The sequence below is a fragment of the Leptolyngbya sp. CCNP1308 genome (assembly GCF_034932455.1).
In the GTDB taxonomy this organism is placed as follows: Bacteria; Cyanobacteriota; Cyanobacteriia; order Phormidesmidales; family Phormidesmidaceae; genus Nodosilinea.
The window spans coordinates 133,614-148,686 of record NZ_JAYGIH010000105.1 but is presented as its reverse complement, the minus strand read 5'-3'; the positions used below and the strand labels follow the sequence as shown (position 1 = coordinate 148,686).

General features: G+C 57.3%; 16 protein-coding genes. 10 read left to right on the top strand and 6 right to left on the bottom strand.

Annotated features, from left to right (window positions below):
* The first annotated feature begins 48 nt into the window (after window positions 1-48).
* The 7 genes from VB780_RS26365 (at window position 49) to VB780_RS26335 (ending at window position 5,376) form a co-directional block, all read left to right on the top strand.
* Window positions 49-396, top strand: coding sequence for a hypothetical protein (locus VB780_RS26365; RefSeq protein ID WP_323354167.1), 348 nt, complete (start codon window positions 49-51; stop codon window positions 394-396).
* 120 nt (window positions 397-516) lie between these two features.
* Window positions 517-1,326, top strand: a complete 810-nt coding sequence (locus VB780_RS26360; protein ID WP_323354166.1) for a Nif3-like dinuclear metal center hexameric protein — start codon at window positions 517-519, stop codon at window positions 1,324-1,326.
* Window positions 1,327-1,359: 33 nt separating this feature from the next.
* Entirely contained in the window at window positions 1,360-2,223 is an 864-nt protein-coding gene (locus VB780_RS26355) for a CHAT domain-containing protein (RefSeq protein WP_323354165.1), read from the top strand.
* Window positions 2,224-2,285: 62 nt separating this feature from the next.
* Window positions 2,286-4,289: a hypothetical protein gene (locus tag VB780_RS26350; RefSeq protein ID WP_323354164.1), complete on the top strand. Its 2,004-nt coding sequence runs from the start codon at window positions 2,286-2,288 to the stop codon at window positions 4,287-4,289.
* Between the two features lie 41 nt (window positions 4,290-4,330).
* Window positions 4,331-4,597: a hypothetical protein gene (locus tag VB780_RS26345; RefSeq protein ID WP_323354163.1), complete on the top strand. Its 267-nt coding sequence runs from the start codon at window positions 4,331-4,333 to the stop codon at window positions 4,595-4,597.
* Window positions 4,598-4,692: 95 nt separating this feature from the next.
* On the top strand, window positions 4,693-4,926 hold the full coding sequence (locus VB780_RS26340; RefSeq protein WP_323354162.1) for a hypothetical protein: 234 nt from the start codon (window positions 4,693-4,695) through the stop codon (window positions 4,924-4,926).
* Between the two features lie 264 nt (window positions 4,927-5,190).
* Entirely contained in the window at window positions 5,191-5,376 is a 186-nt protein-coding gene (locus VB780_RS26335) for a crossover junction endodeoxyribonuclease RuvC (protein ID WP_323354161.1), read from the top strand.
* Here VB780_RS26335 and VB780_RS26330 read toward each other — a convergent pair.
* From VB780_RS26330 to VB780_RS26320, 3 genes are all read right to left on the bottom strand, one after another.
* The gene (locus tag VB780_RS26330) at window positions 5,373-6,305 is read right to left on the bottom strand and encodes a phosphate ABC transporter substrate-binding protein (protein WP_323354160.1); all 933 of its coding nucleotides are present in this window, start codon (window positions 6,303-6,305) and stop codon (window positions 5,373-5,375) included. The genes VB780_RS26335 and VB780_RS26330 overlap by 4 nt on opposite strands.
* Window positions 6,306-6,309: 4 nt before the next feature.
* Window positions 6,310-7,023, bottom strand: coding sequence for a PspA/IM30 family protein (locus VB780_RS26325; RefSeq protein WP_323354159.1), 714 nt, complete (start codon window positions 7,021-7,023; stop codon window positions 6,310-6,312).
* 171 nt (window positions 7,024-7,194) lie between these two features.
* The gene (locus VB780_RS26320; RefSeq protein ID WP_323354158.1) at window positions 7,195-7,683 is read right to left on the bottom strand and encodes a GNAT family N-acetyltransferase; all 489 of its coding nucleotides are present in this window, start codon (window positions 7,681-7,683) and stop codon (window positions 7,195-7,197) included.
* Window positions 7,684-7,808: 125 nt separating this feature from the next.
* On the opposite strand from VB780_RS26320, the gene VB780_RS26315 reads away from it, so the two are divergent.
* From VB780_RS26315 to VB780_RS26305, 3 genes are all read left to right on the top strand, one after another.
* Complete coding sequence (locus VB780_RS26315) at window positions 7,809-8,702, top strand: class I SAM-dependent methyltransferase (RefSeq protein ID WP_323354157.1); 894 nt, start codon at window positions 7,809-7,811, stop codon at window positions 8,700-8,702.
* A gap of 88 nt (window positions 8,703-8,790) precedes the next feature.
* Window positions 8,791-10,686, top strand: a complete 1,896-nt coding sequence (locus VB780_RS26310) for a GTPase family protein (RefSeq protein WP_323354156.1) — start codon at window positions 8,791-8,793, stop codon at window positions 10,684-10,686.
* A 179-nt stretch (window positions 10,687-10,865) separates the two neighbouring features.
* A complete protein-coding gene (locus VB780_RS26305; RefSeq protein WP_323354155.1) occupies window positions 10,866-11,384 on the top strand; it encodes an NAD(P)H-dependent oxidoreductase in 519 nt (172 codons plus the stop codon).
* Window positions 11,385-11,489: 105 nt separating this feature from the next.
* Here the strand turns inward: VB780_RS26305 and VB780_RS26300 are convergent, their stop codons facing one another.
* The 3 genes from VB780_RS26300 to VB780_RS26290 form a co-directional block, all read right to left on the bottom strand.
* Complete coding sequence (locus tag VB780_RS26300) at window positions 11,490-14,066, bottom strand: ligase-associated DNA damage response DEXH box helicase (RefSeq protein ID WP_323354154.1); 2,577 nt, start codon at window positions 14,064-14,066, stop codon at window positions 11,490-11,492.
* A 126-nt stretch (window positions 14,067-14,192) separates the two neighbouring features.
* A complete protein-coding gene (locus VB780_RS26295; RefSeq protein WP_323354153.1) occupies window positions 14,193-14,558 on the bottom strand; it encodes a HEPN domain-containing protein in 366 nt (121 codons plus the stop codon).
* Window positions 14,533-14,865 (bottom strand): nucleotidyltransferase domain-containing protein, encoded by a 333-nt coding sequence (locus VB780_RS26290; RefSeq protein WP_323354152.1) that lies wholly within the window; start codon window positions 14,863-14,865, stop codon window positions 14,533-14,535. Before VB780_RS26290 ends, VB780_RS26295 begins: the two co-directional genes overlap by 26 nt.
* Between the last annotated feature and the right edge of the window lie 208 nt (window positions 14,866-15,073).

The window sequence follows — 15,073 nt, the reverse complement described above, 5'->3', positions numbered from 1 at the left end:
TGCCAAGGTGCCAAAACAAGCTTTTTCTATCCGATTTGGAGACCGATTATGAATACCGTATTTGCTTCGGCAATCACCTGGGTGCGCAATGCTGCGATCGCCCTTTCTTGCCTGCTGGTGCTGCTGACCGCCACCCCCGCTTTGGCCAACAGCAGCACCCCAAGCCGCCCTAGCGAAGGCACTGCCCCGCTCAACAGCATCTACAACGAAGCTGAAAAAGCGGTGCAGCCCGAGAATGCCCTCGACGGCGACAAGATGATCGACCGGGCCAACAAAGGGCTCAACGAAGTGCAGAAAAACGCCGACGCCAATCAGATGAACAGCCCCGCCAACTCTGGCCAGGCCACCTCGCCCATCGATAAGATCAAAGACGCTCTGAGCAATGTGACCAACTAAGGCGCAGACGTTAGATTCTGGCATTTCAACACCCTTCCTGATGCCGTTGGCCAGGGAGTAGCGCGGTAAACTAGGAGGGTTTTCTCCTGGAGCTGGCTACCCCGGCCAGCGGTATTTTGTATGGCCCTTGCGATCGCAGACCTGATCTCTAAACTCGAAGCCTGGGCCAACCCCGCCTGGCAAGAAGACTGGGACAACTGCGGCTGGCAGGTGCAGCCCGGCGTGCTCGACGAACCGGCCCACGTGCTGGTATGCCTCACCCCAACGCTGGCGGTAATGGCCGAAGCCCTCAAACTCCGCCAGCAGGGCGTGGGTGTGAACCTAATTTTGGCCCACCATCCGCTGATCTTTAGCCCGCTGAAGCGCGTTACCCAGGGCGACCCGGTGGGGGATATGGTGCAATCGGCGATCGCCCACAACATCGGCATCTACACTGCCCACACCAACTTTGACCAGGTGCAGGATGGCACCGCCGACCTGCTGGCCCAGGTACTGCACCTGCAAAATTCAGTCCCTGTAGTGCCCACTCAACCGGACATTGGCTACGGGCGCGTGGGCGATCTCAGCCCCGCCCTCAGTCTGCAAGAACTGCTCGATTTAATTCAGGCCAAGCTCTCGCCGCCGCGACTGATCTATTCCCCCGCCGCCGACCTCAATCAAAGGATTGATCGATTAGCGGTGCTGGGGGGCAGCGGCGCTAGCTTTATGGGGGCGGTGGCCAAAACTGGGGCACAGGCGTATCTGACCTCAGACTGCAAATTTCACCAGTTTCAGGAAGGGCGCGATCGCAACCTGATTCTCATCGACGCGGGCCACTACGCCACCGAGCGCCCGGCCTGCGATCGCCTGGCGGAGATTGTGCGGCAGTGGGGTGCCCCCTGGGCGCAGCTCAGTGACCAGGACGAAGATTTTCGCCAATTTTGGGGCTGAGACTATAGTTAAAGGGAACTGCCCAGCCCTGCTATGCAAAAAATTCTGATTCTCGCGGCGAACCCAAAAAACACCACTCGCCTGCGCCTCGACGAAGAACTGCGCGACATCGAAGAGGGGCTCAGGCGGGCGCAGCACCGCGATCGCTTTGCTCTGACCCAGCGCCTAGCGGTGCGCCCCCGCGACATTCAGCGGGCTATGCTCGAAGAAACGCCGCAGATCGTCCACTTCTCGGGCCACGGTGACGGTGCAGAGGGGCTGATGTTTGAGGATGAAGGTGGGAATGCCAAGCTGGTTTCTGGGGCAGCCCTAGCCGGATTGTTTGCCCTATTCGCTGACCCGGCAGAGTTTCCCGACCCGATACACTGCGTGGTGCTGAATGGGTGCTACTCGGTGGTGCAGGCCGAAGCCATTGCCGACCATGTGCCCTACGTGGTGGGTATGACCAAAGCGGTGGGCGACAGAGCGTCGATCGAGTTTGCCGTAGGGTTTTATGATGCTCTGGGAGCTGGACGCACCGTAGAGTTTGCCTTTAAGCTCGGCTGCGCTGCGATCGACCTGGCAGGCAAGCCGGAAAGCGCCACCCCACTGCTGATTAATAAGAAGGCCCCACCCTCCCCACCTTCCTCACCCTCCCCATCTTCCTCTTCCTCTTCCGCCGTGCCCATACCCCAAGACCGCACCAAGCTCTACCAGTTCTTGCTCAGCCTACCCGGCCCGCAGTTTGATGCCGTGGTGTTTGACCTCAACCCGCCCAGGGGCAATTTACCGCCCTCAAGCGCCCCCCAGGGCGATCGCGTATCGGCTCTGCTGAACTGGGTCGAAAGCCCCATTGGCCCGGCCACAAAACTAGAGGCCCTCAGAACCTCTTTGGACAATCTGCTAAACCCTCAATAGCCCCTTCGGCAGAGGGCAACCCACCGTCGGAGGGGCTACAGGGGAATTTTGAATCCGGTAGGATGGCGGAGAATGGAGCTGCCGCCACCGGGGAGCGCAACATTGGCGTAGGTGAGTCGGTGGATGACTCGGCGCTGGTATCGGGAGACGGCAACCGCATCGACCAGTCGCGCACGGTCAACATTTACTACGGTTTGCCCCAGCAGCAGCCCGCCCCTAACCGCACAGACCGCAACGAAAAAACGCTGATCAACGCGGTGTGGACGGAGGTAGATGACCGCCTGCGCCAGTCGCTGCACAATGCCATTTTGATTCGCCTAGATATGGCTGAGCAGCGCAGCCAGGTGAGCCGCCCCTGGGATAGCGAACTGCGTACCGCCGACCAAAAGCCCAAAACACTGGCCCCTGGCACTCCCATTGCTGAGGTATTTGACCGCCGCGATGTGGGCGGCAAGCTGCTGGTGCTGGGCAACCCCGGCGCAGGCAAAACTACCACCATGCTCGACCTGGCGGCAACCCTGGTGCAGCGAGCCAATCGCTACCCCGATGAGCCCATCCCGGTGATGGTGAACCTATCGTCGTGGCAGAACCCCAAACAGAGCTTTACCGACTGGCTGCTGAATGAGCTAAAGCTGAAGTATGGTGTGTCGGCAAAGCTGGGGCAAACCTGGCTGGCTGAGAAAAAGCTGCTGCCCCTGCTCGATGGCCTCGATGAGCTGCCCCCCGCCCGACAAGAACCCGTAGTGCAGGGCATCAACACCTGGCTGCCAAGCGACACTGGGGCACCCCGCCTTCTGGTGTGCAGCCGCCTAGAAGAATACGAACTCTACGCCGCCAAGCTTGACCTGAATGGGGCCATTTGCCTTAGCCCGCTGACCGACGAGCAGCTAAAAGACTACCTGACCTCGCTAGAGATGTCGCACCTGTGGGAAATCCTACAGCACGACGAAGATCTGCTAGCGCTGGTACGCACGCCGCTGCTGCTGAGTGTGTCGATTTTGGCCAATGACGACCTCAATGCATCCCAGTGGAGCCGTTTGCAGACCACCCAAGAACGGATGGACTACCTGCTGAATGCCTACATTGTTCGGCGGTTGCATGAGCTAGTAAAAAGTAAAGGTTACTCACCAGGGCAGCAGCCTACGGCACGGCAAACCCGCCGCTGGCTGGTGTGGCTGACAAAGCAGCTACAGGCGCAATCGGAAGATGAATTTTTGATTGAGAAAATGCAACCTGCGATGCTGGCCAACCGCAGGCAGAAACTGCTTTACGGGCTGCTTTACGGGCTGCTTTACGGGCTGAGTTTCGTGCTGATTATCGTGCTGATTTATGGTCTGAATGGCAGGCTGATTGAGGGGCTGCTTCTTGGGCTGATTGGCGGGCTGATTGTTGGGCTGCTTCTTGGGCTGATTGGCGGGCTGAGTTTCGGGAATGAGTCTATTACGTTAGTAGAGGATTTCGATCTTTCTTTTTCGAGCTTCGCGCGGAAAAGTTTCTTTAAAGAATTGAGAAAATCACTGCTTTTTGGGCCGCTTTTCGGGCTGAGTTTCGTGATGATTGTCGGTTCGTTTTTCGTGATAATTGAGAGGCTAAGTTTCGTGATGATTGGTGGCCTGATTGGCGGTCTAATTGGCGGTTTGATTGTCGGCCTGATTGGCGGCTTGAAGACTGAAATCTCTATTCGAATAGAGCCTAATCAAGGAATTTGGTTATCTTTCAAAAATACTTTTATACTTCTTGTAATATCTATTTTAATGGCGGTGATTTTTAGAATTGGACTGCATTACCTACTTGGAAATAGCTTAGAATCTGTACAGATTGCTTCCTTCTCAGGCTTATCCTCTGCCATATTGATTTGTGCAAGCATATTTGTCAGTAGCAATGCCTGTGTCCAACACTTCGCTCTCCGACTGGTGCTCTACCATACCAACGCCATTCCCTGGAACTATGCGCGATTTCTTAACCACTGCACCGATCGCCTTTTATTACAGCGCGTAGGGGGTCGCTATCGGTTCATTCACCGCCTGGTGCAAGAGCACTTCGCCGCCATGCCGCTGCAAAAATGAAAATATTCCGTTGGAATGTTGAGAAGAACAGAGAGTAAGCCATGCCGTCACTAGATGCCGAAGAAGCAGCGATTTTAACATCGGTCGAATTGGGCGAATGGCAGTCTGTGCCCAACCTTGCTCAAGACATTGAGCGATATCAGCACTACGCCCATGTTCAAACAGACGGTCTAGAGTCGGTCACTATTGAGCTGCCAGCCAGTGATTTGCACAGTTTAGAAGCATTTGCCCAACAATCGGGTGTCTCAGTTGCTCTGCTGATATCATCGGTACTGCATCAGTTCATTGCTAGCCGTCAAGATTATTAATCTGGCTCAAGACAGAAACGATTGTGCCCTATAGAACCTTTACAGAGGATGGGTTAATATCGGCAGTAACTTAAGCAGCTAGGAGGGTTACGCCAATGTTTCATCTCTATTTTGGGGCGTTTGATATTGTGCTCTATTTGGGGGGCATCTACGCTGCCATGGCCCTCTCCAAAGCCCTCTGCGACCAAGTGGATGAAACCGAAGCCGCCCAGAACGTAACCACCACGGCACCCCATGTTGCCCCCATGCAGACCATTGCGCCCCGCCTCGTAGCCCCTGCCCCCAAGCGCGACGAAGTCAGCGTCAGAGTGTCGGCAAACGGACGTTAGGCAAAGCTATTCTCGGCAACGGCTAGTTCTCTAAGGCCTTGAGCGTAACCCAGGCGCTCAGGCCAAAATCTGATGACCGCGATCGCCAGGTCAGAAAAGCTCAGCAGCTGACCATTCCAGCTTTTATCGCCTCAATGGCCCCATAGCCCTCATCTGTAGGCTGGCGATGCACCCAGAGCGTGCAGTTAAGAATCCAGCTTATTGCGAGTCAAAAACTTGAGGCGTGATCTTGAATACTGTTCGGGTAATGATGGCAGCTACTCTTTGTCATCTGAGGACTTTGAGATTCTGTCAAACCAGATGCAGCAGGTGCTGACGGGTTATGGCATTGCCGATAAGTCTGAGGTGCAGCAGGCGGTAGCCCGAGAGCTTGGCCTAGATCGCATTCCCCGCCCTAACGATGCGGCGGATGGGTTAGCGCTGCCGCTAGCAGCCTGTTGTCAGCGCTAGTTCCCTACCGTGACTGCCGCAACCGCCTGCTGGCCCTGAGGCGACAGCACGTAGCCCAAAAACGCCTGCACCGCTGGGCTGTTGGCATCGCGGTAGACATAGTAGAGCGATCGCTGAAACGGGTAGCCCGGTGCCTCTGGGGTCAGCCCATCAATGGCCAGCACCCGCGCGGTCTGCTGGTTTGCCACCTGGCTGTAGGTGGCATAGCCAATGCCATCGGTACCCAAGTCTTGCAGCATCGGCGTCGTGGCATCGCGGGTCATGGTGGTGATGTTGGGGGTGGTGCCAAATTGCCCCCCGCCTAGCACAATCTCTTGAAACGCCCCGTGGGTACCGCTCACGGGGGCACGGTTAATGACGCGAATGGCTTGATCCGGCCCACCGAAGGTAGCCCAGTTGGTAATTTGCCCCTGAAAAATCTGCGCCACCTGGCTAGCCGACACTCCGCGTTTGAAGGGGTTTTCGTTGCCGACAACCACCGCTAATTGGTCTGCGATTACAGCTACAGCCTGCAACCCTTGAGCTTGTTCTTGGGGGGTAAGCGGGCGCGACGAGGCGGCAATGTCAATGCTGTTGCCGAGAATAGCCTGAATGCCGTTTTCTGAACCAGCGGCGGCAATGTTGACCACGGTGCCGGGGTACTGCTGCTCAAACCCAGTCTTGAGGGCTGCATTGATCTGGGCCATGCTGGTCGAACCGTCAATGGTGACGGTGGTGCCCGCAGCCACGCTAGGCTGAAGCGCGAAATTAGCAGGGGCCGCTTCCCCTGGGGTAGCGCCATCAGGCTGGGGGGCTTCTACGCCAGGTATAGCAACTGGCACATCCTTACTCTTAAAAAAGAACCAGTAGGCTCCGCCCAGCAGACCTAGCAACAGCAGAATAAAGACAATGGGCGGCGGGCCACTGCGTTTTACGGTGTTGTTTGTCATAGGACTACTCAGCTAATTCTTTAGGGGTGGTGCCTTCGAGCAGTTGCAGGCGGCGGGCGACTTCGTCGTCGATGGTCATTTGGTCGAGGTCTGCCGCCAGCTTTTCGTTGGGGTTTTCAGACAGTTCGGCCAGGGCATTGCTGCGCAGGTGGCGACCTTCGACCGCGTTTTTGGCCGACTCAAAGGAAGACCGGGCTGAGCCAATGTCAAATTCGTTGTTGACCTGGGCGATCGATTCTAGGGCGCTGTTGATCTCGGCTAGATCCTTCATGTTTTGCATGTCGGTCTTGTATTGCTCTAGCTTGAGCCGTTCGCGGTTGAGCTTGTCTTTTGAGGCGGTGACAAACTTTTCCGCCTGTTTGACCTGGCCTTCGAGCTGGGGCAAAAGCTGCTCGATCTGAATGGCCCTGGTCATAGCTAGTCGGGCGGCATCTTCGTTGCCCGATTTTTGGGCCAGTAGGGCCTGCTGCTCAGACTTTCTCAGTTCCTGGGCTTTTTCTTCGTATTTTTTTTTGGCCCGCTCGTAGGAACCAACCTGTATGGCGACGGCCTGGGTCAGCTTTTGCACCGATTCCTGCATTGACTGAAGCGACTCTTCGGCTACCGATACTGCCACCTTACCGCCCGACTCAACGGGGATGCCCCACAGCCAGTTCCAGGTGCCGACAATGGTGCGCCCGGCTTTTTCACCCATTACCCAGTAGACAACATTTTTCATAAAGCTCTCCAATGTGTTGAGCGATGGTGCAGTTTAGGTCTAATTGCTAATCCTTCCCAGGGTTCCCCGATTATTCCGGACGCTTTACAGTAGCCATGGCGGCTAATTGTGGCGTTATATGCCTATGGTGGCTTTGAAAGATTAAGGTTGCGCAAAGACCTTAACTGAGCGTTACAGCCCGCCGTTAGCGGTAAATGTTTTTTTCAGCAGAATGGCCTCGGGAAGATAGCCCAGCGATTGATATAGCGCCTGGGCCGCCGGATTTTCGCTAAACACTTGCAGGCTAATCTGCCGGTGCCCCTGCTGCTGCGCCCATCGATGGGCCACCGCGAGTAGGGCCGTGGCAAGGCCGCGCCGTCGGTGTTCGGGGGCAACGTAGAGCATCAGCACGTAGGGATGCAGAACGCCGCTGCGCTGATCGGTCGCTTGCCCTAGCCAGATCGCCCCGACTGGAGCAGCGGTAGAATCCTCATTCACCCACCAGAGGGGCGTATCTCGACTGAGGTAGCGATCGACTGTGGCCGCAATGTGGCCCGTGGGCTGCTGGGGGTCAAGCTCGCGGTAGGTGCATTCCATGAATTTGACTACGGTGGCGCGATCGAGGGTTGAGCCCGTTCGCAGGCTATAGCCCGGTAGCGCAAAGGATTGCTCAGCTGCCATGCCCTTCCATTGGTGAGATGCGAATGATGCGATGCGAATACACTTGGCTCATCCTACTTTTTTCTGGCCAGAGAGAAACGAACTTGTTACGCTGAGGGGAGTTTGCGCGGCGTTGGTATTGACCTATGGCAACCCAGTCTAAAACCCTGTTTGAGCAGTTCTTAGCGCCGATCTTTTCGCACCTGGTCGATCGCGACGCTCTGATTCGCCTGCGCGACAGCATCGATTGGGACGCTGGGGTGGCCGAGTTCACCAATCCCCAGGTGGTGTACCCCAACTACTACAAGATCAGCAACTTCCACGGCATTAAAAACGGCTACCTGAATGTCGATGCCGCCCTCACCTACGACCCGATCACTCAATACGTGCTGCCCCCTAGCGAAACCTGGGTGAGAGAGAGCCTAGTGAAAGCTATCCAGGGTACGCCTCGACGTATGTTAGACCTGGGCTGTGGTACCGGCACCACCACGCTGATGTTGAAGCGCCGCTTTCCTAACGCCGAAGTAATTGGCCTCGACCTGTCGCCCCAGATGCTGGTAATGGCCGATTACAAAGCCCAAGCGGCGGCGGTGGATGCGACCTTTTGCCACGGCAACGCCATGGCCACGGGGCTACCCGCCGCATCCTTTGATGTGGTGTGCGCCACGCTGCTGTTCCACGAAACGCCGCCTGCGGTGGCCAAAACTATTCTCTCAGAGGCATTTCGGCTGCTGACCCCTGGCGGGCAGATGCTGGTGCTCGACGGCAACCAGCGCACCCTGCGGGCCACCGACTGGCTCAGCAACATTTTTGAAGAGCCCTTCATTCGCGACTACGGCCAGGGCAATGTGGATGCCTGGCTAGGCTATGCCGGGTTTGAGAAGGTGCGAACGGAGGATGTGTTTTGGCTCAACCAGCTGAGCTATGGCCGCAAACCGCTGCCGGTGGCGGAGCAGGCCGTGACGGATGAGGGCGATTCCGCAGCGGAGCGCTTCGCGAAGCGCCAGTCCGATGACCTTCCCCTCGCCCAGCCCGCCTAGCAAACTAAGCTAACGTTCGGTTATGGATGCCCTGGATTTTAGCGAACCCTGCTTACACTAAAGACGTTGGCTATGTGGGGATAGGGCAATGGTGCGGCTTAAACCCTGGCAATGGGCGGTGCTGGCGCTGCCTCTGGTGGCGATCGCTGGGTTCATTATGACAGCGGCGGCGGCCCAAATTCACGCCTGGGGGCTGAACTGGATTTGGGGTGTGATCATTCTCATGCTGGTGCTGTGGCGAGGGCTACTGGCCCGCTGGACCAAGCCCGTATTTAAGCAGATGGAAGCGGCTCTAGAGCAGGCCCAGCAGGAGCTAGATGAGGTGACCGAAGCAGAAGCGCCCGTCGGTATTCCCAATGCCGCATCCGCCGCTGCCGCTCTAGAAGACATTCTCGTTGCCGCCCAGCAAGACCCCCCGGTATGGGAAGACTGGAACCCCTTTTGGGAGCGCTGCCGCGAGGTGGTGACGGCGGTGGCCCAGGCCCACCACCCTGGCGTGAAGTACCCGCTGCTCAATATTTACCTGCCCGATGCCTACGGTCTGCTGCGGGGCACTGTAGACGATGTCGATCGCTGGATTGATACCCTAACCCCGGTGCTGGGCCAGGTGACTGTAGGCCAGGCGGTGCAGGGCTATGAGGTCTATCGCCAGGTCGAACCCTCGGCCCGCAAGCTCTGGCAGGTATGGAACTGGGCGCAGTGGTTGATCAACCCCGCCGCTGCCGCCGCCCGCACCCTGAGCGAACCCACAAATAACTTGGCCAACCAGCAGCTCTTGGGCAACTTAAATGCTCTGCTGCGGGAGGCCACCCTGCGGAATCTCTACCGCCAAGCGGTGGCGCTCTACAGCGGCGAACTACCGACCATGCCCGGCCCCCAAAAACCCTTGCCCCAGGCCCAAACCCAAACGCTGCGCGACATTCTCAACCAGGCCGATTCGGTAGAGGCGGTGGCCGAAAAACCCGTGAATATTTTGCTGGTGGGGCGCACCGGGGCGGGCAAGAGCAGCGTGATCAATACTTTGTTCGACGCTGACCTAGCCGAGGTCGATGTGCTGCCCAGCACCGACACCATCAGCACCTACCGCTGGCAGGGCGACGGCGGCGAAACTCTCACTCTATGGGATTCCCCCGGCTACGAGCAGGTCGATCGCACCGACTACCGCGACCAACTGCTCGACTGCGCCCGCGAGGCCGATCTGCTGCTGCTGGTCACCCCCGCCCTCGACCCGGCCCTGCAAATGGACGCCGATCTGCTGCGCGACATGCGCCAAGAAGTGCCCGATTTGCCTGCCATTACCGCCCTGACGCAGGTGGATCGGCTGCGGCCTCTGCGGGAGTGGCAGCCCCCCTACGACTGGCAGTGGGGCGATCGCTCCAAGGAAATTTCCATCCGTGAGGCCACCCGCTACCGGCAAGAGCAGTTGGGGGAATTGTGCGATCGCATCTTGCCCCTCGTCACCCGCAACACCGATCGCCCTGGGTGGAATGTCGAGGCTCTGTCCACCGCCCTAGTCGAGCTAATCGACCCGGCCAAGGAACTGCGGCTGGCGAGGTTTTTGCGCGATCGCGAGACCAAAATCACCGCCGCCGCCCGCCTGATCAACCGCTACCGCTTGCAGATGAGCACGACCCAGGGGGTGACCGCCTTTCTCAAAAGTCCGGTGCTCAAGTTTCTCGCCACCCTCACCACCGGTTCCCCGGCCCTGGCCTACCTACTGGCCGAGCAGATTCCGGTCGAGCAGCTGCCCGTGGTGCTGGGCAAGCTTCAGCTCGCTTACGATCTGTTTAAGGTGATTGGCCCCGACCAGGTGCAGCTCGATTTGCTCGCCCTGTGGCCGCTACTGCTCGACCACAACGCCCAGCCCGATCGCGCTGCCTGGGCCTTTGGCCACGCCATGGTCGAATACTGGAGCCAGGGGCTGGCGATCGCCGACACCCGCCAGCGAGTTGAATACTACCTGGGGCAGTACGACAACCGCTAAGAACGGCGATCGTCGGTTTCTCGCTATCGGTGGGGGCCATTGGGCGGCGGCTCATCACTGCCAGGCACCTACCCCTGCCATCCAATGGTGTGCCCACTGACCCCTGAGTAGATGAAGATCTGCGATGGCGGTGGTAAGTTAAAAACGCAGTCTGCTGCCCTACACATCCCCTGAGAACAATGCTGATTTTATCTGCCACCAACGGCAAAAACCTTGACCTGGCCCACGCCTTTGCAACCGAAGTCACCACCAGGGGCCTATCTGCAGAGCTGATCAGCCTCCCCGAACTGCAACTGCCGCTCTACGATTCTCTAGAGAGTAGCGGTGCTGGCGACGGCCTCCTCAAGCTGGCCCAAGCTCTGAGACAGCACAAGGCTCTGATTATTTGCGCACCGGAGTACAACGGCTCCATTCCGCCAGTGCTGAGCAATGCGATCGCCTGGCTTTCGGTCAGCACCGACGACTTTCGCGCCCTGTTTAACGCCCGCCCTGTGGCCCTGGCCTCCCACAGCGGCGGCGGTGGGCAAAAGGTGGTGCTGGCCATCCGGCAGCAGCTCTCGCACCTGGGCTGCACGGTGCTGGGCCGCGAGGTGTTGAGTAATTCTCAAAAGGCGGCTAACCCTGAGGCGATCGCCGCCCTCGTCGGTCAGCTTAGCGCCCTCGAATCCGCCTATCAAGGCGTCCCAGCAAAGGTCTAGGCAGATTTGGGTGAAGCGTTGCAGGCGGCAAAAGAACGAAAAGTCAAGCCAAAAAAGTGCCCGATACGCTCTTCGATCTTTATGTTTCGTTCTTTTGCTACCCCCTCACTTCTTATCCCACTGGTCTTTCATGCGCTGAATGCGCTCTAGCAGGGTTTCGTTCGACATCCGCGAATTTAGCCGCTCCACCAGTAGCGGAAAGGCCAGGGGCGAAGGGCGCTTGGTGTCTTTCCACACGACCGATCGCTGATCCAGGCGGCTAAGGGTTTTTGCCAATCGGTGCGTCTCAAGCTGGTCTTGCAGCACCTCCCGCTCCGCCTGTTTCAACAGCAAATTCTCTGGCTCGTACTTGCTAAAGACCTCGTACAGCAGCGATGTGCTGACCTGAAGCTGGCTCGATGTTTTGCGCGACCCCGGATAGCCCTTAAACACCAGCCCCGCCACCTGGGCTACGCCGCGAAACTTACGCTGGGTCAGTTCCGAGATGTTCAGACTGGCGCGAATGTCATCCTCCAAGTTTTCTAGGCTAAAGAAGTCGCTAGAGAACAGGTCTTGGTAGGGGTAGCCCTTGGGGCCGAGGATTTCAAAACCGTAGTCGTTGACCGAAATGGTGAACGTAGCGGTCTTTTGCTTGGCAAACCGATAGCCCCAAAGGAACCCCAGCCCTTCATGGACAAACCGACCCTCAAAGGGGAAGACATAGAGGTGCTGTCCCTCGCGAGTTTTGCAGCTTTCGACTAATAATTCATCGGCGGTAGGTAACGTCGAGAGACGCTGTTGGGCTTCGAGAATGGGTGCAATGGTGAGAATTTCTTCGTTGGCGAGATCCCCCCTGCTCCCCTTATTAAGGGGGGTAATGGATGGATCGTCTACGGCGGGAAACTGGGGGGATCTAGTCTCGTCAGAGGTGAATTTTACTGAATGGGAGGAAGCCGTACCGCTGGAATCCTTCGGAAGCGTTGGCGCAGCTTCTCCGCAGAAAAATCGTACCCGCTCGACCTCCCGCCGCAAATGGTGGCTGAGAGTATCTGAGATCGCCAGCTGCCCACCGCCCCAGGTGGGCGTCACCGTGGATTTTTTGCGGGTGCCTTTGACGTAGAGCACCATATCTTTCATCTGAAAATATTCCAACTGCCGCCCAGCGAAGAAAAACACGTCCCCTTTCTTCAGCCGCGACACAAAGGATTCTTCTACGGTACCAATTTCTTTGCGGGTGGTGTAAACAATTTTGACCGGCGTGTTGGAAGTAATAGTGCCAATGCCCATGCGGTGAATGCGGGCCAATTTCGCATCGCTGACCTTGCAAAGCCCCTCTTCGCGCACCACTTTTTTGTAGCGAGGATAGGCTCCCAAACACTGACCGCCGTTTTCAATAAAATCCAAGATCCACTGGTATTCTTCGTCGGTGAGATCGGCGTAGGCGACGGTTTGACGCAAATTTTCCAGGATCTTTTGCGGCTCAAAACCATCGCCGCAGGCGAGGGTGACCAGATGCTGCACCAGCACGTCGTAGGGCTTGTATTGGGGGCGGCGCGTTTCCATATCGCCCATTTCTAGACCCCGACGAAAGGCGGAGATTTCGAGCAGTTCCAGCGCATTGGTGGGCAAGAAAAACACCTCTGAGGTGCCTTCGGGCACGTGGGCGCTGCGCCCCGCTCGCTGCAACAGCCGCGCCAGGTTCTTGGCGCTGCCGATCTGCACCACCCGCTCCACCGGCTGAAAATCGACGCCTAGATCCAGCGATGAGGTACAGACCACCCATTTAATATCGCCAGATTTCACCCCGGCCTCGATCGCCTCCCGCTCTTTCACATCGATCGATCCGTGGTGCAGGGCAATTCTGTCTGCCTCCTCCGGCAGGGCAAAATTCAGCGCCTGATACCACCGCTCGGCCTGGTTGCGAGTGTTGGTAAAAATCAGGGTGGATTTTTCGATGTCCAGCGCCTCTACCAGGGTCTCAAACATCCGCAGGCCCAGGTGCCCCGCCCAGGGGAAGGTATCCACCGACTCGGGTCGAATGCTTTTGATCACCGTGTCGCGCTTCAGGTTCGAGCGAACGATTACCGGATCGGTACCCAAGCCCACAGCGGTTTGAGCTGCTTCCTCCAGATTCCCCAGAGTAGCGGAGATCGCCCAGGTGCGGAGGGTGGGTTGGAGCGATCGCAGATACCCCAAACACAGCTCAGCCTGGGTGCCCCGCTTCGAACTCATCAGCTCGTGCCATTCGTCTAGCACCACCGCCCGTAAGGTGCTGAACCGCTTAGCCCCATCTTTGTACGACAGCATCACCGCCAGCGACTCCGGCGTGGTGATCAGAATATTCGGCATATTCTTGAGCTGCTTGGTCTTGCGGGCCGAGCTAGTATCCCCCGTGCGCGACTCGACGGTGATGCCCCAGCCCATGGCCTCGATCGGAGCTTTGATCGCCTGCTCAATATCTCGCGACAGGGCGCGTAGGGGGGTGATGTAGAACAATTGCAAGCCTGGGGTGGGGTTGGCCAGCATTTCTGCGATCGCCCCCATCACCGCCGCGTAGGTTTTGCCCGACCCGGTAGGCACCTGCACCAGCCCGCTGTGCCCCGCGAGGTAAGCCGCCCAGGTTTCGGCCTGAAACGTAAGGGGCTGCCAGCCACGGGTGGCGAAGTATTCAATAATAGGGGCAAGGCGTGGGTCAGCCGTCACAGAGCGTTCCTGAAATTCGGATAAACTCATCTATTGTAGTGAGTCAGGGCGATTGAGCCTTGCTGAGAAACTGACTGTCAATTCTTAGTTTGGGGATTCATTCCTAAATTTCTGAATTACAAATACTTAGACTTCTTTTGCACAGGCTACTGCTCTTTGGGCTTCTTCGAAGGTTGGCTCATCGAGATCATCATCGGGATATCGCACGCCGGTTGCGTAGTCTTGTAGTTCTGAGGCGACATCGATCAGCTTAGAGAACTCAGGCTCTTGCTCTATGCAAAGCTGGGTGAGGTAGGCTAGCTCGTGCACAAACTTAAAGGGCACCTCGCAGGCTATGAGGTAGCCCTTCAGATATTTTTCTGCGCATTGCTGAGCGTGGTAGCAGACGATATCACGCAAAGGATTGGCTGTATTGAGCAAAAGCTCAGCGGCTTGGAGGTCGGTTTCAGCTTTGGCAAACCAGGCTTTAGGTAGGTTGCTTTTGGCGGTCATACAGCACAATTCCTTCGGTAAGCACCTGGTGGGCAAAGCTGCCGGGTATGTGTTCCCAAGCTTTTAGATTGTGAGCTGAGCGAACCACTATGTCGATGGGTTCGGCATAGTGCTCAGCCAGCATCTTAACGATGGGTGCACTGCGCTGCCCTCGTGGGGCTAAGGCTTCCATGACAACCAGTAGATCTATGTCGCTGTTTTCATGGGCCGCGCCGCGAGAATAGCTGCCAAAGAGAATGATCTGCTCTGGCTGAAAGCAATCGACTATGCGATCGGCGATTTGTTGAATGGTGCCTTGAGTAAGCATCGCGTAACCGTGGGATGAGGCAAGACGCTGTCTATGGATCTTAGCCACAAATCGATTCATTAGGTTCGCCTGCCAGGGTTGTGTTCAACTGGGGCAGTGGTGCGATCGACTATTGAATCTGAGATCAGCACTGGTATGAATTCTTAGGCTGGGCTAATTTTACGGTGTTCTATCAGGGGTGAGACCCCCTAAGCTACCGTAAAAGGTT